Raw genomic sequence first — 25,036 nt, forward strand, 5'->3', positions numbered from 1 at the left:
CAAAAGGATTTTCACTTCTATCGGGGCTAAAAAAAATCCGCCGGGAAAAACCAGACGGAAATTTTCAATCATCTATTTTGATTTTTAATTACAATTCAAATAATAAGGTAAACGTAACATTGTTAAGTTTTGATGTGATGTTTGGTGCGCCAGTAAATGCTCCCGCCTCAAAAAACCGCTGATTAGAATCTCTTTCAGTGTAGGAATAAGCTAAATCGAATTTGGTTGATCCAAAATTATAGCCCAAACCTGCAGAGTAGCTGTTTAAGTCTCCAATAGTTCTTCCGTCTTTATAAGGACTTCCTTCAAAACGATATCCTCCGCGTAAACTTAATCGCTTGATTTTTAATTCTCCACCAATGCGTAATTCGCTGTTGGTAGTGAGCTGGTGATTCATGTTGCTGTTTAGCTGTCTGAATCCTGAGTCATTTGTTGGTTTAAATTTAGTGTTTCCATAGTCTTTAATAGAGTAGTCAATACTAATTAAACCGGATTTTCCAAATATATACGCACCGCTGAATGTGAATTTCCCAGGGGTTTGTAAATCATAAGGATCGTAAACGTTTATAATTTCCGGGTTTACACTTTCGTAAATTTCCGGTTGCCCAGCTGCTTGTAGGGTAGAATAGAGGCTTTGCGAAATCTCATCATACAGGTGATACCATGTGTTTGATTCGTAAGCAACTCCAAGTCTCAGAGCATCGGTTACTTTTGCAATGGTTCCTAATTGAAAAGAAAATCCGTTTCCGTAAGTGTATAAATTATTGTTGAAACGTACATCAGATATGGTTGGAGTTGCTTCGAGATCGTTGCTGTTGCTTTCGTAAAAACTGCTGGTTCTTCTGTAATCTGTAATATGCAGATTTAAGTTTGCTCCAAAATAAATACGATCTTTGTAGGAAGTGGCAATATTAAAACCTAATTTACTGTTGTAGCCACTGGTGTAAATTTCATTTTCCTGATAATAGCGACCAGCTGCAGGAACATTGGTTTCATATTGTGTGTTATCGGGATCAAGTGGGTTAACGGGTATGATTACCTTTCCTTTAACACCAAAATAAGCCTGTTGTTCGTCGTAATATAAATCTCTGTAATCAAAACCATTGATGTTTCCCAGAGGAATTCCATCAGCAAAGTCTAAAAAATAGCCGTCTATAGAATTATTTTGATTAATTCCAGCTGAGAAAATGCTATTATTGAAATTTCCTGTATTTTCATAAGTGGTTCCAATAGCAATTTTTTTCCAGTTGCTATTTGGATTTTGATCCTTAAAAACAAAAACGGCTCCGGCTTGGTTTAGAATAAAAGAATTTTCCTTGTCGCTGGTGGGATTGCCAAAATAATTAGAATTGTTTTTAATATTTTGATTGCTAAATGTAATTCCGATTTGATTGTTTGAAAAAATAGCAGATCCGGCAGGGTTCACAGTCAGAGCAGAAAGATCTCCTCCGAGCGCTCCAAATGCACCTCCCATGGCTCTAAAACGGGCAGTTCCGGTTATGTTGTCCTGTGCATACCGCATCGCATCTGAAATTTCCTGAGAATTTGAGACACTGACAGTTAGTCCTGTTATTAATAGGAAGAATATTTTTTTCATTTTGGTCGAATTTTAATGTGTAATTAGATACGATGAAGAAGGGAAATGTTACCTTCTTCCACCGCCACCGCCACCGTACGATCTTCCGCCGCCTCCACCTCCACCGGATGATCTCATACTTCCGCCACCGCCTCCACTGTTGTAAGAACGGGAAGATGAAGAACTTGGTGCTGAATAGCTTCTTGATGAGTTGCTGTTGTTATTATTGTAGTTATAACTTCTGTTAGTGTTAGATGTACTGTTCGATCTTCTGCCTGAATAATCGTAACTATTGTTTTGAGAAGAACTGCTTCTGTTTGTAAAAGTTGGACTTGATGTTCTGTTTGTGGTAGAACTTCTTCTGTAATCTGAAAAATTATTAGATCTGTTAGAGGTATAGCTTCTGTTAGAGGATGTGTAGTTTCTGTTAGACGAGCTGTAATTCCTGCCAGAAGTGTAGTTTCTGTTTGTAGCGTAGCTTCTGTTAGAGGAATAGTTTCTGCTGCCGTAGTAAGCGGCTGAACCTCTTCTTCCATAGCTATAAGAGTAGTATCCATGGTGAATTGGGTAATAACCAGGATAGCCCCATCCCGGATAACCCCATCCCGGGTAATAACCCCATCCGTAATATGGGTAGCCCCATCCATAACCATAATATGGATATCCCCAACCAAAACCAAATCCCATAGACCAGTAAGGATCAGAATATACATTTACAGAGACTTCTGAATTTGAGCTTCCCCAGCCGGGATAAGCTGTAGCAGAAGTCTGGGTGCTGTCGTTTACTGCGTAATTGCCATAATTGTCAACATCTGTAAAAATTTCTGTTGGTTGTCCGTCATTTTGCAATGATTTAAAATAATCTTTATATTGATTGTTTGTGGAATTTGTTTGTTGCACATACGTGGTTGATGAGTTGCCATAAACGCCATCATTATCATGATAAGAAGAGTTTTGGTAAGAGCCACAAGATGTTAATAGAAAACCCAGTAATGCTATTGCATAAAAATAACCTGAGTTTTGGCGGTAAGAGGTGGAAGTTTTCATATCTGTGGTGTTTTTTATTGTTGCACATTACAAAAATAGTTAGTTTTGTCAAACTATTTAGTTAAAAAAAATAAAACAAAATTTGTGCCAAACTATTCAATATGAGTAAGAACCTCACTACAAGATCAGAAGATTATTCAAAATGGTATAATGAACTGGTTGTTAAAGCAGACCTTGCCGAAAATTCAGGAGTTAGAGGCTGTATGGTAATTAAACCATACGGGTATGCAATCTGGGAAAAAATGCAGGCAGAGCTGGACAGGATGTTTAAGGAAACAGGTCATCAAAATGCTTATTTTCCTTTATTCGTGCCTAAGAGCATGTTCGAAGCAGAAGAAAAAAATGCCGAAGGATTTGCAAAAGAATGTGCTGTTGTAACACATTACAGATTAAAAAACGATGAAGATAGGCCGGGGAAATTAATGGTTGATCCAAATGCGAAACTGGAAGAGGAACTTATTGTTCGTCCGACAAGTGAGGCTATTATCTGGTCTACATATAAAGGATGGGTGCAATCTTATAGAGATTTACCTTTATTAATTAATCAGTGGGCAAATGTAGTTCGTTGGGAAATGCGTACACGTTTGTTTTTGAGAACTGCTGAATTCTTATGGCAGGAAGGGCATACGGCTCATGCTACAAAAACAGAAGCAATTGAGGAATCTGAAAAAATGATGAATGTTTATGCTGATTTTGCAGAAAATTTCATGGCAATTCCAGTGGTCAAAGGATTCAAGACAGAAACTGAACGTTTTGCTGGAGCAGATGAGACTTATTGTATTGAAGCATTAATGCAGGACGGTAAGGCGTTGCAGGCAGGAACATCTCATTTCTTGGGTCAGAACTTTGCAAAAGCTTTTGATGTGAAGTTTGCAAATGCTGAAGGAAAACAGGAGTATGTTTGGGGGACTTCATGGGGGGTTTCTACTCGTTTGATGGGAGCATTAATTATGACGCATTCTGATGATCAGGGATTGGTTCTGCCTCCAAACTTAGCGCCGATACAGGTTGTAATTGTGCCAATTCATAAAACGGATGAGCAGTTAGAGCAAATTACGGCAGCAGTAAATGAATTGGCGGTTAAGCTAAGAAAACTTAAGATCTCTGTTAAATATGATGACAGAACAACGCAAAAGCCGGGATTCAAGTTTGCGGAATGGGAATTAAAAGGGGTTCCCGTTCGAATTGCTGTTGGGCCAAAAGATTTAGAAAATGGAACTTTTGAAGTGGCAAGACGTGATAATTTGACTAAAGAAGTTGTTGCAAGCGAAAAAATAGTTGAACATATAAATGACCTTTTGGAAAAGATTCAAACCGATTTATTTACAAAAGCGATAGATTATCGTAATGCTCATATTACGGAAGTGAATAATTTTGAGGAGTTTAAAGAAGTCTTGGAAGGAAAAGGAGGTTTTATTTCGGCTCATTGGGACGGAACTGCAGAGACTGAAGAAAAGATAAAAGATTTGACAAAAGCAACGATTCGTTGCATTCCTCTGGATGCTGTAGAAGAAGCGGGAGCCTGTGTGTTTACTGGGAAACCTTCCTCTAAAAGAGTGCTTTTTGCTAAGGCTTATTAAAAAAATATATATTTTTTTGCATTAGGTGTTGCGCAAATAAAAAATAGATGTATCTTTGCATCCGCAATACAGAAGCATGGTCCGTTCGTCTATCGGTTAGGACGCCAGGTTTTCATCCTGGTAAGGGGGGTTCGATTCCCCCACGGACTACAAGTTATATTACATATTGAAGAGTTTCTAACTTAGAAGAATTAAGGTCCGTTCGTCTAGGGGTTAGGACGCCAGGTTTTCATCCTGGTAACAGGGGTTCGATTCCCCTACGGACTACAAAATTAGTTGTAAATAAGTTTTGTAAAATAAAAATTGGTGTCTCGGTTTTTGTTTTATTAGTTAAAACCAAAGTGATTGTTTTACAATTGTGGGAGGTTTTTCTTTTTTAACTAGTATTTATAATAATTATTACATCTAAAATTAAAAGAAATGGCAAATCATAAGTCAGCATTAAAAAGAATCAGAAGTAACGAAAAGAAAAGAGTTCTTAACAGATATCAGCATAAAACTACTCGTAATGCTATCAAAGCGTTAAGATTAGCTACCGATAAATCTGATGCTGCTGCAAAATTATCAACTGTAATCTCTATGATTGATAAGTTAGCTAAAAAGAATATCATTCATGATAATAAAGCTTCTAACCTGAAGTCTAAATTAACGAAACATGTTGCTAAATTGTAATTAAAAGACAATTTTGAATCATATAAAAGTCCTCATTTGAGGACTTTTTTGTTTTTAAGTCAGATTGAAAGGACGTGTAAAAATATTTGTAAGAAATGAAACTTCAGATTGACTTAATTACTAATTTTGCATTCTAAACTACATTTCAGATGAAGACTCATTTGTTCAAAAAAAGCCCTTTCAGAACTATAATTTCCTTTCATAAATTAATTGAATCTTTAGAAGAGATCGCCTTGTCTGATGTTAACTACAGATCAGACTATGCAAAAGCAATCCTGAAAGAAATTGAATCTTTGCCGGAATTAAGAACTGGTATTGAGGATTTTAATATCATTCAGAACAATGAACCCCTGATAAAAAATCTATTGGCTGATTTGTTTCCTACTGCTTTAACACACAATGAAATCAAAGCAGTTACTATTCCTTTTCAAAATATATCTTTCAATTTTACACAGCGATTTCGTAAGATTTTAAATAATGCAGGGGAAGATTTTGATATGGAAATCCGCGATTTTGATGAACATCAGTTTTATATTAATAACTGCTGTCTGGTTTTAAGTAGTTATTATAAACAAAACATAGATTTTAATAAACCTTTTTTCTATGATATTCCCGATGAAAAGGGTGTTTTGAGGCATTATCGTATTTTGTATAATGCAGATTTTTTAGAAATAATTCCAACAAAAAAATCAATACAACTGACGCAGGATGATATCGATTTACTGATAGATAATTATACTGATATTGAACTCTGGAGATCAAAATTTCCGGAAGGGAGCTGGATTTTAAAAGGTTTTGGAATTGTTTCCTTATTTGATGCTACTACCGAAAATGCTATTTCGAATTTAAAAAGCAATCTGTTAAAACCCGAAGATTCTATTACTCCAACTGAAATTATAGAATCTATCTTTATATCATTATTTAAAATTCCGGGACTGAGATTTGGTTTTGTAGTTTATAATCCTGAAGAAGAAAAATTTAACAGACCAGCTAAATTTGATACAGAAATGCGAAGTTTTCTGCTTTCTAACGAACAGGAAGTAGATTGTAAAAATGCCTTATTTGGGTGTTCTTTTGAAAATTTATTAGATAAAAAAGAGCCTTTTGTGATTTCGAATGTAGAAAAATTTTCCCGGGAAGCAGGAAATGAAAGCTTGGGGCAGCATTTGCTGAATCAAAATATACATAGTTGTATTTTTGCTCCTATAATAAAAGAGGATCATTTGTTAGGGGTACTCGAAGTTGTCTCTCAAAACGTAAGAGAACTCAATAGTATAAATGCAACAAAACTTGAATTGATTTTGCCTTATTTAACGGATACTATTGATCGTTATAATACTGATATGCAGCATCATATTGAGGCCATCATACAGCGTGAATATACAACGATTCATCCAAGTGTTTATTGGAAATTCAGAAAAGAATCTCAAAATTACTTTCAAAATATCAATCATACGAAGGATTATATTTTTAAAGAGATTGTTTTTAAGAATGTGTATCCTTTATACGGACAAATTGATATTAAAAGTTCTTCTGAACATAGAAATGAAACCGTAAAAATCGATTTGCAAAATCAGCTTACGACTCTTTTGGAAATTTTTGAAAACCAGAAAATAAATTCAAATCTTGTGCTTTTAGAACAGCGAAAATTCGAACTGGAATCTCTTCGTAATGAATTGGAGTTTCCTTTAAAAGCGGATACTGAACAGCACATTCAGCGTTACATTGAAGAAGAAATCCATCCAATACTTAAAAACAGTAAAGATTCTTTCGAAAGCGAAGAATTAGAAGAAGCTTATTTTGCAAGTCTAGACGAAAAATCCGGTCTGTTTTATCAGGAAAGAAAGAAATTTGATAATGCTATGTCGATTATCAATAAAAGACTGGCTTCTGTACTGGATAAAAAACAACTGGAAGCGCAGCAAATATATCCGCATTATTATGAGCGCTTTAAAACGGATGGAGTTGAGCATAACCTATATATTGGCGCATCAATTTCTCCGGCAAAACCTTTTGATATGATGTATTTGCATAACCTGCGATTATGGCAATTACAAACATTATGCGAAATGGAATTGGAGCATCATCAGCTTAAAGAATCGCTTCCGTATGAGTTGGATGTGACTTCTCTGATATTGGTGTTTAGTGCTCCGCTTTCGATTCGTTTCAGAATGGATGAAAAACGTTTTGATGTTGACGGAACTTATAATGCGAGATACGAAGTGGTTAAAAAACGAATTGACAAATCCAATATTAAAGGTACAAGTGAGCGAATTACTGAAAAGGAAAAAATTACGATTGTATATTCACAAAACAGTGAGGAAGCAGAATATTTAAAATACATTAAATATCTGCAGCATAAAAAAATACTCGAACCTGCAATTGAACAATTTGAAGTTGAGGATCTTCAAGGTGTTTCCGGACTGAGAGCTATTCGCGTAAAAGTGATTAATAATACTGTTAATCCAGTGGCAAAAAAAATAACGTATCAGGATTTATTAGATGAGTTAAGCTAAAAGGCTGAGTTTTTTTTAAATGGATTTAAAAGCAATTACAAATGCAATCACCGTAATAATGATTCCGAACATGAAAAAATTATAAGCAATCCGGAGTAAATTATATTTTCGTTGTAAAACCAGCCCCAGATAATACAAGTCCTTGATCATTGTGGAGTAAAGATAATCACGGTCTTTCATCATTTCATTCATTGCCCAGTCGTAATCTTCAAGAGGCATTTTGTAGAAATTTCCAAAGAACATTAAATTTACTTTTTTAGCTTCAACGTCGTCACGTGTAAAGATCCCGGATGTTACTTTTGGTCTAGTGGAAAGAATGGCAAAAATTATTGTGATAACACTGGACATAAGCATTATAAAAGTAGGAATCACTAAATGAGCATTTTTTGGACTGTCTAATTTTGGAATAATGGACGAAAGTGCAATCGAAATAATAATGGCATTTACAGATAGTAAAATATTGGCTTTGCTGTCTGCAATACCGCTTAATCGTGTATGATTTCCTAATGTAACACGAAACAAGGTATCGATACCACGATCTGGTTTTTCAGTTTTATCCTTTTTTTTGTTTTCTGCTTCAATTGCAGCAGCAGCTTTCAATTCCTGTTTGCTTATTTTTTTCTGAATAAGAATCAGGTTTTTTTCTTTTAAGGGCTGCCATTTTCTTAAGGCATAATCGGTGTAAAAGCGATGTTTGTTGAGTAAGAAATTCAGGTTTTCTTTGGTCCATTCTGAATTTGTGAAATTGACAACACCTGTGTTTTTAAGTTCCAAACGAAGTAATTCGCAGGTAGTTGTATATTCTGTTTCCATTAAATGAGCATAATCAGCGTCTTTTATGATTTTTTCTAAATGTGTTTTGGGTATATAGTCTTTAACAGTAGCCAAAATTAAATTAGAAACAGTGTTTATAAAATCATCAGATTCTCCTTTTTCTTTTAAAAAAGCTTCGGCAATTTTAGAACTCTCTTTTTCATGATTGTCATAACCTTCAATGTATCCTGTATCATGAAACCATGCTGCAACCAAAAGTGCTTTTTTATCCTCATCATTTACTTTTTCTTTTTTGCTAAGTTCTTTTACAGCACTTACGACTGTTAAAGTATGGTTGAAATTATGATAAGAATATAAATTAGATAGTTTATCTTTGAGTAAATTACTGACGAAATCTTCGGATTGTTCTATTAGATTCATAAAGAATATTTTATACCACTAAATTATGAAATTGTTTTTGGATAATCATTTTGTTACTGCTATTAAAAGTTTTTCTTTAGCAATAATCACTGCTTTACTTATAATTTCGTGTGCAACTCATAAAGCACAGTACGGAAAAAATGTGAGTGCCAACGATACACAGAACGCAACTGACACTATAAAAATTGCACACACTTTTTATTTAGTTGGCGATGCCGGTAATGCTGATGAAGAACAGGCAAAGCAAACTTTGGAGTTATTACATCAAAGACTTAAAAAATCAGGTAAAAAAGCGACTTTGTTGTTTTTGGGAGATAATATTTACCCTAAAGGTTTTCCGGAGGATAAAAATGCTGTTAACAAGGACTTAGCTGAAACAAAACTGAATAATCAGTTAAAATTATCAGAGGGGTTTAAAGGGAAAACAATTTTTATTCCTGGAAATCATGACTGGTACAGCGGTGTCAAAGGTTTGGAACGTCAGGCCGATTTTGTGACTAAATACCTGAACGATAAAAAAGCATTTTTACCAAGAAAAGGCTGCCCTATTGAAGATGTAAAAATTGACAGTACTACAGCATTAATTACTGTTGACAGTGAATGGTTTCTTGAAGACTGGGATAACCATCCGACCATGAACGACAACTGTGATATTAAAACAAGGGAAGACTTTTTTGATGAACTGGAAAATATTTTAAATAAAAATCAGGAAAAAACCGTAGTTCTGGCCATTCATCATCCTTTGATGACCAACGGAACACATGGCGGACAATTTTCGTGGGAAAAACAATTATTTCCCTTAGAGAAAAAGATTCCGCTTCCGGTTATTGGATCATTTATCAATTTGCTGAGAAAAACCTCTGGTGTGAGTCCGCAGGATCTTCAAAATAAACAATATACTATTTATTCAAAACGAATTAAAACACTGCTTCAAAAGCAAAAAAATGTCATAGTAGTTTCTGGACACGATCATAATCTGCAGTACATTAGTAAAGAAAATATCAACCAGATTATTAGTGGTGCAGGCTCAAAATCTGAAGCGGCGAGGGCTATAAATGCAACAGACTTTTCATACGGAGGAAATGGTTATGCAACATTGACTTTATACAAAAGCGGTGATGCAAAAGTGGCTTTCTTTGGAAATGAAAACAATCAGGAAAAAAAACTTTTTGAACATGAAATTATAAAAGCGAAGGAGATAAACTGGGCATCTGATATTCCGAATAACTTTCCGGCAACTATTAAAACTTCGATTTATTCTCCGGAAATGACTCAAAAAAGCCTTTTTCATAAATTTTTGTTCGGAAAGCATTACAGAAAATACTATAGTATGCCGATAGAGGTTAATATGGCTACTGTAGATACTTTAAAAGGCGGATTGAAACCGATTCGTGAAGGAGGAGGACACCAGTCTGTTTCGTTACGCATGTCTGATCCGCAAGGGCGTGAGTATATAATGCGTGCTATGAAAAAAAGTGCGACTGTTTTTTTGCAGTCGGTTGCTTTTAAGGATCAATATATTGTAAATGATTTTAAGGAAACTTATACAGAGGATTTTTTATACGATTTTTATACTACATCTCATCCGTATGCGTCTTTTGTAACAGCGAATATGTCTGACCAGATAGGACTTTCGCATACCAATCCGATTTTGTATTATATACCGAAACAGAACGGATTGAAGGAGTTTAATTCAAACTTTGGAGACCAGCTGTATATGGTTGAAGAACGTCCGGCTGACAATCATCTGGATGCTAAAAATTTTGGCAATCCATCTAATATTATCAGTACCGATGATATGATGAAAAATCTTCATAAGGATGAAAAATATACTGTAGACGAAAAAGAATATATCAAAGCACGTTTGTTTGATATATTGATTGGGGATTGGGACAGACACAGCGATCAGTGGCGCTGGGGCGAATATAAAAAGGGGGATAAGGTTATTTACAAACCAATTCCGCGTGATCGTGACCAGGCTTTTGTTAAGTATGATGGAGCTTTGCTTTCACTCATAATGAATATTCCGGCCATTCGTCACATGCGTACTTTTAAAGGGAATAAAATCAATGTAAAATGGCTGGGAAGAGAACCGTATCCTATGGATTTGGCTTTTTTAAGGACCGCCGAAGAAAAAGACTGGCTGGAACAGGCTAAATATATTCAGGAAAATTTATCGGATGCTGATATTGACGCTGCTTTTAAAAACATGCCAAAAGAAGTTCAGGATGAAACAGTTGATGATATCAAACAGAAACTAAAAAGCAGAAAAAAAGACCTTCAAAAATATGCTTCTGAATATTCTGATGTGTTAAGCCGGACTGTAATGCTGGCGGGAACTGATAAAAAGGATAAATTCGTTATCAATCATAACGCAAAAAAAAGTATTGAAATTCAGGTTTTCAGAATAAAAAAAGAAGGTGAGGATTTAGTGTATATCAAAACAGTAACCGATGACAAAACTAAAAATTTGTGGATTTACGGTCTTGATGATAATGATGTTTTTGAAGTAAAAGGAAATCAAAAATCAAAGATAAAAATTCGTTTGATAGGAGGTCAGAACAATGATACCTATACTATTGAAAACGGTAAAAAAGTGATTGTATACGATTTTAAATCAAAAGAAAACACCTATAATTTAGATTCAAAAGCCAGAACCCAGCTTACAGATGATTATGATATCAATTTGTATAATTATGAAAAACCAAAATATAATGTTATAGCGGGACTTCCAAATATTGGGTATAATCCGGATGATGGCGTAAAACTGGGTATTAATTTAAATTATACAGTGAATAATTTCAAGCAGAATCCCTATACACAGCGACATGTTTTGAACGGTTTCTATTACTTTGCAACGGGCGGTTTAGAATTTAATTATGTGGCACATTTCCCTGGATTGTTAGGAAAATGGGTTATTGATTTGGAGTCCCAGTATACAACGCCAAATTTTGCAATGAATTATTTTGGATATGGGAATGAAACTGAAAACAATGACGACGAATTTGGAATGGATTATAACAGAGTCCGCATCAGAAAGTTTGCTGTTTCCGGAGCAATAAGACATGTTGGGCGTTTTGGAAGTGAATTTAGCATACAGCCAATTTTTCAGCGTTTGACAGTTGAAGAAACTGAAAACCGTTTTATTGATTTGCCAGGCATTATAAATCCAAATGTGTTCGATAGCCAGAATTATGGAGGTTTGAAGGTGAAATATGTGTTTAAAAATTCTGATTTTACAGCGAAACCAACTCTCGGAATGTATTTTATGCTTTCTGGAATGTGGACAACGAACTTAACTGATACAGATCAGAATTTTCCAACTCTGGAGAGTATTTTAGGATTTACACATAAGATTGATCATAACGGAAAATTAGTTTTAGCTACATTTTTGAAAGGAAAAGCAATCCTGAACAATAATTTTGATTTTTATCATGGTGCTTTTCTAGGAGGAGATACTGATTTACGAGGCTATAGAAATGAGCGCTTTTTAGGAAACTCGTATTTCTCTCAAAGCAGTGATTTACGACTTAGTATTGGAAAAATAAATCGTACTGTTGTACCAATGACGTATGGAATCTTGGGTGGTTTTGATTACGGAAGAATCTGGCTTGACGGAGAAAATTCCAGAAAATGGCATCAGGATTACGGCGGTGGATTATGGTTGAATGCAATCAATTTAATAACTGCAAGAATCTCTTATTTCCAATCACCTGACGAACCAGGAAGAGTTATTTTTGGGGCGGCGTATAGTTTTTAATTTTGAGAAACTAAGAATTTGAGTTGCTAAGATTCTTAGTTTTGTTAGTATCTCAGAATCTTAGCATCTTAAAATTTCAGGTTACTTCAGTTTAAACTCATAAACATTTCCGCCTATTTTGTCAGCCTTCTCATCGGCGATAAGCAGGGTGTTGTTGTCTTTGAAAACGACAGCTTCTTTTTGTGAAAAATGATTTAGACTTATTTCTGTTTGGGAACCTTTATGAAACAAATCTCCTTTAAAACCTTTTAATAAAACAATTTTGTCGTGACTTAATAATGCTACTTTTTTGCCGTCGGGACTAATGGTAGCACTGGTTAAAACGCAATGATTGTAGTTGCTGCAGGTTTTAAATTCGCCTATTTTGACTGCTTTTTGAGTTCCTGAAGCATTTTTTATTTTGTAAATAAATACAGTTCCGTCAAAACCTTTGCTTCGGTTTTTGGTAAAAAGATAAAAAGAACCGTTCTGTTCAAAGAAGCTTTCCACATCATAAAATAGTTCTTTTTTCTTCGGTGGAAATTCTTTTTGTTCGGGATAGGAGAAAGAAATTTTATATTCCGATAAAGCAATGTCTTTATTTAATTGATTTTTGTTTACTTTATAAATACACAAATCCCTGCGTTCATTATCATTATTACCAAAATCCCCGATATAAATATTACCGTTTTTGTCTTTGGTAATATCCTCCCAGTCCATATTTTTCGCATTTGAGATAGTGATTGTTCGGGATAGTTTTCCTTGAGAATTAATTGCGTAAATAGCATTTTTGTTACCACTGTCTTCTAAAGTATAAATAGTATTTGTCTCTGGGAAATAAGTTATTCCGGAAACTTCTTTTAATTTTTTAGGAAGTGAATAAAGTGTTTTTAAATCGGTATTAGATTGTTGCTGGCAAGCTAATAAAACAATAGAAACGGCTATTACAAAAGACTTTTTCATATACTTATTTTTTTAAACCAAATTGGTGTTTTTAAAGTTACGTGTTATAAATTCGAAGGCCGCATGCATGATATGTCCCATGGATTTTGCGTTTTTGAATTTCATATCATTAGTATAACGATACAATTCCATTTTTAGCTGATTCAAATGTTCTTCTGTTGAAATAGTATCGTGGCACATTATATTTAATAATTTTTTAATTCTGTTTTCGGCAGAGTGAATACGTTTAGCCAAAATGGCGCGCTCTTCATCTTTATACTGAAAAATAGAACGTTCTTCCAGTTTATCTTTAATCAGTTTGATCATTGGGTAATTTTCCTTGAAAAACTGAGGTCGGTAGACTTTAAAATTGCCTTCATAACATTGCTGGTCAAAATCAATTGGACGGATTTTATACACTACCTGATCAAAATCATGAATCGGGACAATTACATAATTATACGCTCTCATATCGCCCAATAACCGAATCATGCAGCGTTCATTAAACTTTACGAACTCTTTTGCAATTTGTGCCTTTTCCGTTTCAGTACATTTGTCCAGTAATGTATCCATAAAAACATCGCCGGGAATACCAATAATATGTTCTTCAATCAAAGTATCATTGTAAACCAAAAAGTTGATTTTATCCGGGGATAGAATATCTTCTAATTCCAGTCCGTAAATTCTCGAAGCATCAGCTTTTTTGATGTAAAAGTGAACGTAATTGTCGTTCAGGATATTTCGGACTTTAATTCGGAAAGGTTTTGAATTTCCAAAAGTACAATAGTCAATTGCATCAACATTAAGATACTGAATAATTTCGTTGTTTCCGTCAGAATGTAAAAGCGAATAGATTTTTTTCAGGTTCAGGTCAATTTCATTTCTCTCAAATTCGTTATAGTAAACTCTGATCCATAATGTGTCGGCATCGTTTTTATCGTATACATTTATAGAACCTGAAAAGCGCAGTAAGTCATCATAAAAAACAGAAACTTTTGAGATTCTTTCATATCGTTCCAGATAACTTAAAAGGGGCTGTGTTAAAGGGTAGGAAGGCTTTTTTAACAGCATCAATGGCTCGCTCATTTTTAATAACTTTAAATGCAAATTTACGTTAATTTATATTTTCAAGTAACAAAAGGAAGCTTGAAACGTCTTACTAAAAAACTAAAACCTCAATAAATTTGGAAACCATACTTACAATTGAGAATCTTCATAAACGATATGGGCGGATTCAGGCTCTAAAAAATGTATCTTTTGAGATACAAAAAGGAAGGGTTTATGGCATTCTGGGGCCAAACGGAAGCGGGAAATCGACGACTCTGGGAATTGTACTGAATGTTGTAAACCGAACTTCAGGAAGCTACAGCTGGTTTTGTGGAAAAATGCAGACCCATGAAGCTTTGAAAAAAGTAGGTGCTATTATAGAAAGACCTAATTTTTATCCGTACATGACTGCCGAAGAAAATCTGAAACTGGTCTGCAAAATCAAAAGTATTGATTATACTAAAATCGATGAAAAGCTGAATTTGGTTGGGTTGGCAGAAAGAAAGAACAGCAAGTTTAGTACTTTTTCGCTCGGAATGAAACAGCGTCTGGCAATTGCTTCGGCACTTTTAAATGATCCTGAAATTTTAATTCTGGATGAACCCACAAATGGTTTAGATCCTCAGGGAATTCATCAAATTCGGGATATTATAAAAAAAATTGCTTCTCAGGGAACCACAATTTTACTGGCTTCTCATTTATTGGACGAAGTTGAAAAAGTCTGCTCGCATGTTGTGGTTTTGCGAAAAGGGGAGATGTTATATTCCGGTTCTGTTGATGGAATGTCTGCTAATGAAAGTTTCTTTGAAGTTCAGTCTGATGATATTGAAACTTTAAAATTGGTTTTGAAGGAACATCCGGCTATTGATAGAATTAAGGAGGAAGAAGAAAAGGTATTGGTTTATTTAAAATCGGATTTATCCGCTTCAGAACTGAATCAATTCCTGTTCTCAAAAAACGTTATACTGAGTCATTTGGTAAAACGCAAAAACAGTTTAGAAGCTCAATTTTTAGAATTAACCAAAAACGCATCTTCAAAATAAACATAAAATGAATAGACTTCTCTCTATAGAATTACAGAAAATCTGGAAAAATAAAGCCAGTAAAATATTGACACTGACCTATTTTATTTTACTCTCTTTTATTGCATTAATTGCGTCCATTAAATTTGATATTGGTTTTTTTAAATTTCACCTGGCTGAAATGGGGATTTTTAACTTTCCGTTTATCTGGCATTTTAATACTTATATTGCTGCCTGGCTCAAGTTTTTTCTTGCTATCGTGATTGTTTCTATGATGGCAAACGAATATAGTTACGGAACTTTAAAGCAAAATTTGATTGATGGTTTAAGTAAAAAAGAGTTTGTTTTGTCCAAATTCTTAATGGTTGTACTATTTGCCTTGTGTTCAACTATTTTTGTCTTCATTATGAGTTTGATTCTCGGATTTTGTTTTTCATCTTACAATGAGTTTGATGTGATTTTAATGGATTTAGATTACCTGCTCGCTTTTTTTGTAAAACTGACCGGCTTCTTTTCATTCTGTTTATTTGCCGGAATTTTAGTAAAGCGTTCAGCATTTGCTCTAGGATTTCTTCTGGTGTGGCTTTTTATTGAATCACTTATCAGAGGTTTTTTGGCATTTTGGATTTTTCCTGATAGTAATTATGATGAGAAGATTGCTCAGTTTTTGCCTTTTGAATCCATGTCCAATTTGATTGTTTTGCCATTTTCAAGATTATCAGCTATAAGGAATCTTCAAAATCAAATTGGGTATGAAAATAATATTGACTATAGCGTAAATTATTTTTCAATACTAATTGTTTTAATCTGGACATTTCTATTTGTTTATTTTTCGTATAAAATATTAAAAAATAGAGATTTATAGTTTTTTTGTGATGATATAGTGGTTTTAGTATAGTCTGAACCAGAAACTTTATTTTAGTTTAAAAAGTAATATAAAAATTATTACTTTTAAATTATGCTAAAAAAGAGACTCTTATACTTTATATTCCTATTGCTGCCGTTTTTTGGGTTTTCACAATTTAGTAAAACCCATTATATTCCGCCAGTAGTGGCTTCAAGCGGAGTGCCTGTTGGGGAGCAATATATTTACATTTCTACTCCAAGTATAACGCCTGTTAATTTTAGTATTAACGAAATTGGTGGTTCAATTACTACAGGAACAGTTTCCAGAGATGTTCCTTATGTTTTTGATATCAATATGCATAATGCGGATCAATTGGTTTTGGATCAAACAGAAGCCAGTATTGTCAAATCGAACCGTGGTTATATTATTGAAGCCGGAGATGTTGTGTATGCAACTGTCAGGGTTATTGACAGAACAACCAATCAGTCCAGTGAAATAGTTTCTAAAGGTTTGGCAGCATTAGGCACGCAGTTCAGAATCAGCGGTCTTACGAATAAATTAAACAAGGGATATTCAGACAGACATTTAACATTTGCATCAGTGCTGGCAACTGAAAATAATACGGTAGTGAATTTTACCAATATTAAAACTGGCGCAGTGCTGATTAATAATGCAATAAGCGGAAACTCAGCCCCAAGTGTAACTTTAAATAGTGGTGAGAGTTATACTATTGCAGTACAGGGACCAATTGCAGCTAATAATGACGCACTAATTGGAGCTTTAATTTCTTCCAACAAACCTATAGCTGTAAACTGTGGTTCTTTTGCAGGATCGAATGGCGAATTAACTAATAATATAGATTTAGGTTTTGACCAGATTGTTTCCGCAGAAAGAACCGGTACGGATTATATTTTTATTAAAAGCACAGGTTCTGTAAATGTAGAGAAAGTGATTTTAATTGCACATGAAGATAATACCGAAATATTTTTAAATGGTGCTGCAACTCCAAATTACACCATAAATGCTGGAGATTATGTTGCGCTTTTAGGCTCAGATTACAATTCTGAGGGAAATTTATATGTGCGTTCCAATAAAAATATTTTTGCTTATCAGAGTGTTGGTGATGCTGCAAGACAGGACGAAGCCAATCAGGAAATGTTTTTTGTGCCACCTTTAAGCTGCCAGACTCCAAAATCTATAGATAATATTCCGTCTATAGAATCAATTGGAAATCGTGTTTTTACAGGAAGGGTTACCCTTACAACTAAGGCAGGTTCAGATTTAAGTTTTATAATAGATGGTGTTTCGTATACTTTAGCAAAATTGCCTGTCGATGTAAAAGTTTTCGGTCCAACGAAGGTAACAGGAAATACGGAATATGAATGTTATGTTTTAACCGGTCTTACAGGAAATGTATCTGTTTTTTCGACTTCTCAATTGTATCTGGCTGCTTACGGGAGTGACGGAGCGGCAACATTTGGAGGGTATTATTCGGGATTTACCTTCAAACCAGAAATTAATTTTCAGCAATTAAGCGTAACTCAGTCAGGTTGTATACCTAATGTAAGGCTTAATGTGAGTTCAGTTGCTGGATTTGATGTTTTTCAGTGGTATTTTAATAATGCAGAAATTTCGGGAGCCAATTCAAATAGCTATTCACCAACACAACCTGGTTATTATAAAGTAAAAGCAACTTTATCGGCTTGCGGGACTGAATTTTTCTCTGATGAAATTCCGGTTAGTGATTGCTCTACTGATATGGATAATGATAAAACCAATGATAATGTAGATCAGGACAATGATGGGGATGGTATAACAAATTGTGCTGAATCATTTGGTAATCAGGGTTTTGATATTTCTAATTTAAATTCGAATAATATTTCTGTTAATACATACGCCAATTCCTATACAGGAGTGGTGGCGAATTCGTTGACAGCAGCCACTACACCTTTTTTAGGGAATTCTGACGGAAGCTTTGTTAGTGAAGTGCCTGCAGGCAAAACGAATTGGGTAAAATACACGATGAATTTTACTCAGCCTGTTTCAATTGGATTAGATTATATTACCACAGGAAATACTGCAGATTTACTGAATTCCGGAGCTGAATATGTTGTCAATTCAGAAACCGGCAAAACCATAACTGTATTAAACCCCAACAATCAATTATTAATTGATACCAACTACGACGGTTACTACGAAAGCGGTGTAACTGAATTTTCATCTTTTGAAATTCGTTTCAGGCTGAATGGCGCTGTTCCGTTAGCAGTCGGTACGGGAACTTTTAAATTTTTAACGTATCAGTCTAAAATGATTAGTTTTAAACATCAAAACCTTTCCGATACTGCATTAAACAGAACATCCTTAAAATTCTATTTGGTCTGTGTTCCAAAAGACTCCGATAATGACGGTATTCCGGATCAGTTGGATTTGGACAGTGATAACGATGGAATTCCGGACGCTGTGGAAGCACAAGGGATAAATTTAAAAACTGTTTCTAATGCTGATGTAAATCATGACGGAATTGACGATGCCTTTGGAAGCGGATTAACGCCTTCGGATTTCGATAATGATGCTATTCTGGATTATTTAGATTTGGATAGTGATAATGACGGGATTTACGATTTGATCGAATCCGGAAGTAATGCTGCAGATGTAAATCGGGATGGAGTAATTGACGGGAATAATTTTGGTTCAAACGGATTGGCGAATGCCTTAGAAACTTCTCCGGAAAACGGAAAGCTAAATTATAGTATAACAGATACAGACTCAGACGGTATTTATAATTTTGTCGAGCTGGATAGTGATAATGATTTGTGTTCGGACGTTATTGAAGCCGGATTTATTGATTCTGATAATGACCGTTTTCTAGGAACGGTTTCTCCTCCAATAGTTAATAAAAACGGGATTGTTACAAGCGGAATCGGTTATACCATTCCAAATTTAAACTACACCACTGCAGCGCCAATAATTATTGACAAGCAGCCTGAAAATAAATCGGTTTGTGAATTCCAAAATGCGGTTTTCACAGTAAATGCGGCCTTAGTTTCGGGTTATCAATGGCAGGTTTCTGTCAATAACGGAGCGACCTGGACTGATTTGGTTAATAATACGGTATATTCTGGTGTGCATACATTATCATTAACAGTTTCAGGTGTTTTGAAAGCGATGCATGCATATCAATACAGAGTGTTTTTAAACCGTTCAGGCAATTCATGCGGATTATATTCTAACGCAGCAACTTTGACAATATTAGCATTACCAACAGTTAATTCGCCTTTAACTTTAGTGCAATGCGATGATGATACCGATGGCATTTCTACATTTAATTTAACGCAGAAAAATAATGATATCTCAGCCAATTTTGCTTTAGAAAAATTTAGTTATTATACCACTTTTGCGGGAGCAGAATCAAAAGACAACACCTTGTTGATTACAAATCCGTACGCTTACAGAACTTCTGATAAAACTATTTATGTGCGAATTGAAAATTCAAATGATTGTTTTACGATTTCACAATTGAATCTTTTGGTTTCCGTAACTCAAATGCCTGTTACTTTTCAAATTGCAGATTATCAGTTGTGTGATGATTTTGTAGATGGAGTAAGTACAATAACTGATGGTATTTCTGGATTTAACTTTAGTAATGTTACACAGCAAATCAAAAATGCGCTTCCTGCTTCAGGATCAAATTACACAATAAGTTATTACAAAAACGAGGCAGATTTTTTGGCTGAGACAGACGCTTCAGGAAATTCGCTGGCTATTACAAATATTTCAAATTATCGAAATACCGGATATCCAAATAATCAAAAGATATGGGCAAGAATAGAGAATTCATTATCGAACGATTGTTTCGGATTTGTAAATTTCAATTTAATCGTGAATCCGTTTCCAAACATAGATTTAAATACAGACGGATTAGAAAATGAGGTGGTCTGCATTAATTTACCAGAATTTACAGTGAAGCTAGAGGCGGGTATTAATGATGGTACACCAATAAACAATTATACTTATAAGTGGTATTTAAACGGTAATATAATTCCGGGGGCAATAACTTATTCTATAGAAGTTAATAAAGAAGGGATTTATAGTGTTGAGGTAAAAAATGCAAGTAGTTGTTCCAGAACCCGTACTATAAAAGTAGCGGCATCAAATATGGCTGAAATTAAGGATGTTGAAATTAGAGATTTGAGTACCAATAACTCTGTTAGGGTTGATGTGGCAGGTCCTGGAAATTATGTTTTTAGTATTACGGATTCAAATGGGCCTTATCAGGATTCAGGTTTGTTCGAAAATGTTACTGCCGGTTTTCATACAGTTTACATCAAAGATTTGAATGGATGCGGAATTGCTGAAAAAGCAATTGCAGTTCTTGGAGCACCGAAATTTTTTACCCCAAATGGAGATGGTTATAATGATACGTGGAATGTACAAGGTGTAAGTGCAGATTTTTTCTCTAAATCGATTATTTATATTTTTGACAGATATGGTAAACTTCTGGGGCAAATTTCACCTTTTGGATTAGGTTGGGATGGTACATTTCAAGGTAGTCCTCTTCCTTCTGACGATTACTGGTATACTGCAAAATTTGAAGATGGACGTGAGGCAAAAGGGCATTTTAGTTTGAAAAGATAACTTCTAAAAATCTCAATTCCAATAAAAATATCTAAAAAAAGAATCCCAAACTCCGTAATTGGAATTTGGGATTTTAATATTGAAATTTAAAATATAATTAGATTTTAAATCTTTTTCTATCAGTTTCAGTCAAATAGATTTTTCTCAAACGAATAGATTTTGGAGTAACCTCTACATATTCATCTTTTTGGATGTATTCTAAAGCTTCTTCTAATGAGAATTTGATAGCAGGAATAATTCTGGCTTTATCATCAGCTCCTGAAGAACGTACGTTAGAAAGTTTTTTCGTTTTAGTAACGTTAACAGTCATATCGTCGCTACGAGTATTTTCTCCAATTACCTGACCTTCATAGATATCCTCGTTAGGATCGACGAAGAATTTACCACGATCCTGTAATTTATCGATAGAGTAAGGAATAGCTTTTCCGTTTTCCATAGAGATTAATGAACCGTTGTTACGTCCAGGAATTTCTCCTTTGTATGGTTCGTATCCGATGAAACGGTGTGCCATAATAGCCTCACCAGCAGTAGCAGTAAGCAATTGATTTCTTAAACCGATGATTCCACGAGATGGAATATTAAATTTAACAATCATACGCTCTCCTTTACCTTCCATAGATAGCATTTCTCCTTTACGGATCGTTACGAATTCAACCGCTCTACCTGAAAGGTTTTCTGGTAAGTCGATAGTTAACTCTTCGATTGGCTCACATTTCACACCATCAACTTCTTTGATGATAACTTGTGGCTGACCAATTTGAAGCTCGTACCCTTCTCTTCTCATGGTTTCAATAAGAACCGATAAGTGCAATACACCACGACCAAAAACCATGAATTTATCAGCAGAATCAGTTTCTCCAACTTTCATCGCTAAGTTTTTCTCAAGCTCTTTTGTTAATCTCTCACGAATATGTCTGGAAGTAACAAATTTACCTTCTTTACCAAAGAAAGGAGAATCGTTAATGGTAAACAACATACTCATTGTTGGCTCGTCGATAGCAATAGTTTGTAAAGCTTCAGGATTTTCAAAATCAGCGATAGTATCACCAATTTCAAAACCTTCAATACCTACAACAGCACAAATATCACCAGCAACAACTTCTTCAACTTTTCTACGGCCTAAACCTTCGAAAGTGTGTAATTCTTTAATTCTTGATTTGATTACTTTGCCGTCTCTTTTTACTAAAGAAATTGGAGATCCTTCTTTCAATACACCTCTTTCAAGACGTCCGATAGCGATACGACCTGTAAATGAAGAGAAGTCTAAAGACGTAATCAACATTTGAGGAGTTCCTTCAGAAACTTTAGGAGCAGGTACATTAGCGATAACCATGTCTAACAAAGGCTCAATGTTTTGAGTTTGAACTTTCCAGTCGTCAGACATCCAGTTGTTTTTAGCAGAACCGTAAACAGTTGGGAAATCCAATTGTTCTTCAGTTGCGCCTAATTCGAACATTAAGTCAAAAACTTTTTCGTGAACTTCTTCAGGAGTACAGTTTTCTTTGTCGACTTTGTTGATAACTACACAAGGCTTAAGACCTAAGTCAATCGCTTTTTGTAATACGAAACGCGTCTGTGGCATAGGTCCTTCAAAAGCATCCACTAGCAAACATACACCATCGGCCATGTTTAATACACGTTCTACTTCACCTCCAAAATCGGCGTGGCCAGGAGTATCGATAATATTGATTTTTGTTCCTTTATACTGAACTGATACGTTTTTTGAAGTAATTGTGATACCTCTTTCACGTTCCAAATCGTTATTATCAAGGATTAAATCACCTGTGTTTTCGTTTTCACGAAATAACTGACAGTGATACATGATTTTATCAACCAAAGTGGTCTTACCGTGATCGACGTGGGCAATAATTGCAATGTTTCTAATAGATTCCATCTGTGATTTTTAATGGGCGCAAAGGTACACTTTATTTTGATAAAACAAACGTTTTGAAGATAGTTTACGTAATGTCAGTGAATTAGTTTTAATGATCGTTTGTTTTGGTATATTTTAAAATGTAGCATTTTTTTTCAAATTGGTTTATTTAGATTATATTTGAGTAATGAAAAGTAAACCGAAACAAATTACGTTTATATATGTCGTTATTTCGTTGTTTATGGCTATTTTGTGTCATAAGCTACTGGTTTTCTATGCTTTGAAGGGTGATTTTTATTACTTCAGTTTTCTAAAAGACATCATTTTTATTTTTTTTACAGGTATAATTTTTAATTATATTTTGTCGAAAAATGAAAGTAGAAATATCTCTATTTTAAAAAAAATGCAGTCTACCAATGAAGAGATTAAGGAGTCTAATGAAAAATATGATATTGTGGCAAAAGCTACCAGTGACACAATATGGGACTGGAGAATTCAGGATGACTACATCACATGGAATAAAGGGATCGAAAATGTTTTTGGATACAAACAAGAAGAAGTGGGTTTGACTTCAAAATGGTGGTTTGATAAAATTCACCCCGAAGACAGTATCAGAATGTCTGTTAAGCTATATTCTTTTATTGAACAAAAAACCGAAAAATGGCAGGATCAGTATCGTTTCAGATGTGCAGACGGAACCTATAAATATGTTTTGGACAGAGGATTTCTTTTAAAGGATGAAAATGGAAAAGCGGTCAGGATGATTGGAGCTATTCAGGATATTACGAAACAAAAGGAGGAGGAGCAGAGGCTGAAGCTTTTAGAAACCGTTATCATTCAGTCCAAAGATTCCATTTTAATTACAGAAGCCAATTCTACAGACGGAAAAATACCGAGGATTGTGTATGTAAACCCCGCTTTCTCTAAAATGTCCGGATACGAATCTGATGAAATCCTCGGGCAGTCCCCAAATGTTTTTAAAGGGCCCAATTCAGATTCTGAAGCATTGAAAAAAGTGCTAAAGGCGATCAAAGAAGAAAAAGAGTGCCTGATAGAAACCATAAGTTACAGTAAATCAAAAAAAGAATATTGGGTTCGTTTTTCAATGATTCCAATTTTTAATGCAGAAGGTGTTTTATCACATTGGATATCTATTCAGCAGGATATTACTGAAGAAAGAAGGATGGAGACAGAAAAAGAACATTTGATTCGCGAACTGACTCAGAATAATAAAGATTTAAAGCAGTTTTCTTATATAACTTCACACAATCTGAGAGCCCCATTGTCTAATTTAATGGGACTGCTCAACCTGATAGAGGATATTCCGATAGAAAACCCTGAACTGGAAGAAATTTTGAATGGGTTTTATAAGTCGACTTATCTTTTAAACGAGACAATTAATGATCTTGTAAAAGTGATTATCATAAAAGATAATCCTTCGATGCAAAAAGAAATGGTCTCGCTGAGTGAAGTTTTTGAAAATGTATTTGGTCAATTGTCTTTTCAGATAGAAGCACATAAGCCTATTATAAAGCTTAAACTGGACAAAGTTCCTTTGCTCAATACAAATAAAGCATATATCGAAAGTATATTGCTAAATTTGCTTACCAATTCCATAAAATACAAATCGGAGAATAGAAAACTCAAAATTTCTATAACAGCCGAACAAATAGATCAAACAGTGTTTTTGACTTTTACCGATAACGGTATAGGTATTGATCTGGAAAGAAATCGTGATAAAGTTTTTGGATTATATCAAAGGTTTCATAATTATCCTGACAGTAAAGGGCTTGGTTTGTATCTTGTGAAATCTCAGGTTGAAACTATGGGCGGAACAATTAGTGTAGAAAGCGAGGTCAATAAAGGAACCTCATTTATCATAACATTTAAAAATTAAGGTATGCTGGAACAAATATTATGCATAGATGATGACCCTATTGCATTGCTGTTGTCTAAAAAAGTAATTGCAAAATCTGGCTTTTCAGATGAAGTTATTACAGCGCAGAATGGAGAAGAAGCATTGTCGTATTTTAATTCTTTAAAGTACAATACTACAAAACCAGTCAAAAAACCGCAGTTGATTTTTTTGGATCTGAATATGCCGGTCATGGGTGGCTGGGAATTTCTGGATCATTTTACAGCTGCTGATTATGACGAGTTTAATTCTGTTAGTGTAATTGTATTGTCTTCTACAATTAATCCTGAAGACTTAGATAAAGCGAAAAAGTATCCTATTATAATTGATTTTCTTTCCAAGCCTATTACGATACAAATGCTTGAATATTTAAAAAGCAGAATTGAATTATAATAAAAAACGGCAATTACTTTATAATTGCCGTTTTTTGT

The 25,036-nt window shown here is 34.5% G+C and carries 15 protein-coding genes and 2 tRNA genes; 11 read left to right on the forward strand and 6 right to left on the reverse strand.

What is annotated here, in order from left to right; all coding sequences use genetic code 11:
• Positions 1-88: 88 nt before the first annotated feature.
• Positions 89-1,597 carry an OmpP1/FadL family transporter gene (locus AAEO57_RS11035; protein ID WP_341692523.1) on the reverse strand — a complete coding sequence of 503 codons (1,509 nt, stop codon included), beginning with the start codon at positions 1,595-1,597 and terminating at the stop codon, positions 89-91.
• A 48-nt stretch (positions 1,598-1,645) separates the two neighbouring features.
• Positions 1,646-2,623 (reverse strand): hypothetical protein, encoded by a 978-nt coding sequence (locus AAEO57_RS11040; protein ID WP_341692525.1) that lies wholly within the window; start codon positions 2,621-2,623, stop codon positions 1,646-1,648.
• A gap of 101 nt (positions 2,624-2,724) precedes the next feature.
• Here AAEO57_RS11040 and proS point away from each other — a divergent pair, with 101 nt between their 5' ends.
• The 5 genes from proS (at position 2,725) to AAEO57_RS11065 (ending at position 7,391) form a co-directional block, all read left to right on the forward strand.
• Positions 2,725-4,203 (forward strand): proline--tRNA ligase, encoded by a 1,479-nt coding sequence (gene proS / locus AAEO57_RS11045; protein ID WP_341692527.1) that lies wholly within the window; start codon positions 2,725-2,727, stop codon positions 4,201-4,203.
• 78 nt (positions 4,204-4,281) lie between these two features.
• Positions 4,282-4,353, forward strand: a tRNA-Glu gene (locus tag AAEO57_RS11050).
• Positions 4,354-4,398: 45 nt separating this feature from the next.
• A tRNA-Glu gene (locus AAEO57_RS11055) sits at positions 4,399-4,470 on the forward strand.
• Positions 4,471-4,623: 153 nt separating this feature from the next.
• On the forward strand, positions 4,624-4,875 hold the full coding sequence (gene rpsT / locus AAEO57_RS11060) for a 30S ribosomal protein S20 (protein ID WP_091492106.1): 252 nt from the start codon (positions 4,624-4,626) through the stop codon (positions 4,873-4,875).
• A 149-nt stretch (positions 4,876-5,024) separates the two neighbouring features.
• A complete protein-coding gene (locus AAEO57_RS11065) occupies positions 5,025-7,391 on the forward strand; it encodes a GAF domain-containing protein (protein ID WP_341692532.1) in 2,367 nt (788 codons plus the stop codon).
• Positions 7,392-7,406: 15 nt separating this feature from the next.
• On the opposite strand, the gene AAEO57_RS11070 is transcribed toward AAEO57_RS11065, so the two are convergent.
• A complete protein-coding gene (locus AAEO57_RS11070; protein ID WP_341692535.1) occupies positions 7,407-8,585 on the reverse strand; it encodes a Pycsar system effector family protein in 1,179 nt (392 codons plus the stop codon).
• Between the two features lie 25 nt (positions 8,586-8,610).
• Here AAEO57_RS11070 and AAEO57_RS11075 point away from each other — a divergent pair, with 25 nt between their 5' ends.
• Positions 8,611-12,345, forward strand: a complete 3,735-nt coding sequence (locus AAEO57_RS11075) for a metallophosphoesterase (RefSeq protein ID WP_341692537.1) — start codon at positions 8,611-8,613, stop codon at positions 12,343-12,345.
• Between the two features lie 81 nt (positions 12,346-12,426).
• Here AAEO57_RS11075 and AAEO57_RS11080 read toward each other — a convergent pair whose 3' ends face one another.
• Entirely contained in the window at positions 12,427-13,287 is an 861-nt protein-coding gene (locus AAEO57_RS11080) for an SdiA-regulated domain-containing protein (protein WP_341692539.1), read from the reverse strand.
• A 12-nt stretch (positions 13,288-13,299) separates the two neighbouring features.
• On the reverse strand, positions 13,300-14,352 hold the full coding sequence (locus AAEO57_RS11085; protein ID WP_341692541.1) for a hypothetical protein: 1,053 nt from the start codon (positions 14,350-14,352) through the stop codon (positions 13,300-13,302).
• Between the two features lie 98 nt (positions 14,353-14,450).
• Here AAEO57_RS11085 and AAEO57_RS11090 point away from each other — a divergent pair, with 98 nt between their 5' ends.
• From AAEO57_RS11090 to AAEO57_RS11100, 3 genes are all read left to right on the forward strand, one after another.
• The gene (locus AAEO57_RS11090) at positions 14,451-15,356 is read left to right on the forward strand and encodes an ABC transporter ATP-binding protein (RefSeq protein WP_341692543.1); all 906 of its coding nucleotides are present in this window, start codon (positions 14,451-14,453) and stop codon (positions 15,354-15,356) included.
• A 7-nt stretch (positions 15,357-15,363) separates the two neighbouring features.
• Positions 15,364-16,200 (forward strand): ABC transporter permease, encoded by an 837-nt coding sequence (locus tag AAEO57_RS11095; RefSeq protein WP_341692545.1) that lies wholly within the window; start codon positions 15,364-15,366, stop codon positions 16,198-16,200.
• Between the two features lie 93 nt (positions 16,201-16,293).
• The gene (locus tag AAEO57_RS11100) at positions 16,294-20,817 is read left to right on the forward strand and encodes a T9SS type B sorting domain-containing protein (RefSeq protein ID WP_341692547.1); all 4,524 of its coding nucleotides are present in this window, start codon (positions 16,294-16,296) and stop codon (positions 20,815-20,817) included.
• 97 nt (positions 20,818-20,914) lie between these two features.
• Here AAEO57_RS11100 and typA read toward each other — a convergent pair whose 3' ends face one another.
• Positions 20,915-22,711, reverse strand: a complete 1,797-nt coding sequence (gene typA, locus AAEO57_RS11105) for a translational GTPase TypA (RefSeq protein ID WP_341692549.1) — start codon at positions 22,709-22,711, stop codon at positions 20,915-20,917.
• A gap of 382 nt (positions 22,712-23,093) precedes the next feature.
• Here typA and AAEO57_RS11110 point away from each other — a divergent pair, with 382 nt between their 5' ends.
• Positions 23,094-24,587, forward strand: coding sequence for a PAS domain-containing sensor histidine kinase (locus AAEO57_RS11110; RefSeq protein WP_341692552.1), 1,494 nt, complete (start codon positions 23,094-23,096; stop codon positions 24,585-24,587).
• Positions 24,588-24,590: 3 nt separating this feature from the next.
• Entirely contained in the window at positions 24,591-24,998 is a 408-nt protein-coding gene (locus AAEO57_RS11115; RefSeq protein WP_341692554.1) for a response regulator, read from the forward strand.
• Positions 24,999-25,036: the final 38 nt, after the last annotated feature.

The organism is Flavobacterium calami (assembly GCF_038290035.1).
Lineage (GTDB): Bacteria > Bacteroidota > Bacteroidia > Flavobacteriales > Flavobacteriaceae > Flavobacterium > Flavobacterium calami.

What these genes read in the sequence shown, in the direction of transcription:
- AAEO57_RS11035 (WP_341692523.1), bottom strand. Translation starts at nt 1,597, where the DNA reads ATGAAAAAAATATTCTTCCTATTAATAACAGGACTAACTGTCAGTGTC.
- AAEO57_RS11040 (WP_341692525.1), bottom strand. Translation starts at nt 2,623, where the DNA reads ATGAAAACTTCCACCTCTTACCGCCAAAACTCAGGTTATTTTTATGCA.
- proS (WP_341692527.1), top strand. Translation starts at nt 2,725, where the DNA reads ATGAGTAAGAACCTCACTACAAGATCAGAAGATTATTCAAAATGGTAT.
- rpsT (WP_091492106.1), top strand. Translation starts at nt 4,624, where the DNA reads ATGGCAAATCATAAGTCAGCATTAAAAAGAATCAGAAGTAACGAAAAG.
- AAEO57_RS11065 (WP_341692532.1), top strand. Translation starts at nt 5,025, where the DNA reads ATGAAGACTCATTTGTTCAAAAAAAGCCCTTTCAGAACTATAATTTCC.
- AAEO57_RS11070 (WP_341692535.1), bottom strand. Translation starts at nt 8,585, where the DNA reads ATGAATCTAATAGAACAATCCGAAGATTTCGTCAGTAATTTACTCAAA.
- AAEO57_RS11075 (WP_341692537.1), top strand. Translation starts at nt 8,611, where the DNA reads ATGAAATTGTTTTTGGATAATCATTTTGTTACTGCTATTAAAAGTTTT.
- AAEO57_RS11080 (WP_341692539.1), bottom strand. Translation starts at nt 13,287, where the DNA reads ATGAAAAAGTCTTTTGTAATAGCCGTTTCTATTGTTTTATTAGCTTGC.
- AAEO57_RS11085 (WP_341692541.1), bottom strand. Translation starts at nt 14,352, where the DNA reads ATGAGCGAGCCATTGATGCTGTTAAAAAAGCCTTCCTACCCTTTAACA.
- AAEO57_RS11095 (WP_341692545.1), top strand. Translation starts at nt 15,364, where the DNA reads ATGAATAGACTTCTCTCTATAGAATTACAGAAAATCTGGAAAAATAAA.
- AAEO57_RS11100 (WP_341692547.1), top strand. Translation starts at nt 16,294, where the DNA reads ATGCTAAAAAAGAGACTCTTATACTTTATATTCCTATTGCTGCCGTTT.
- typA (WP_341692549.1), bottom strand. Translation starts at nt 22,711, where the DNA reads ATGGAATCTATTAGAAACATTGCAATTATTGCCCACGTCGATCACGGT.
- AAEO57_RS11110 (WP_341692552.1), top strand. Translation starts at nt 23,094, where the DNA reads ATGCAGTCTACCAATGAAGAGATTAAGGAGTCTAATGAAAAATATGAT.
- AAEO57_RS11115 (WP_341692554.1), top strand. Translation starts at nt 24,591, where the DNA reads ATGCTGGAACAAATATTATGCATAGATGATGACCCTATTGCATTGCTG.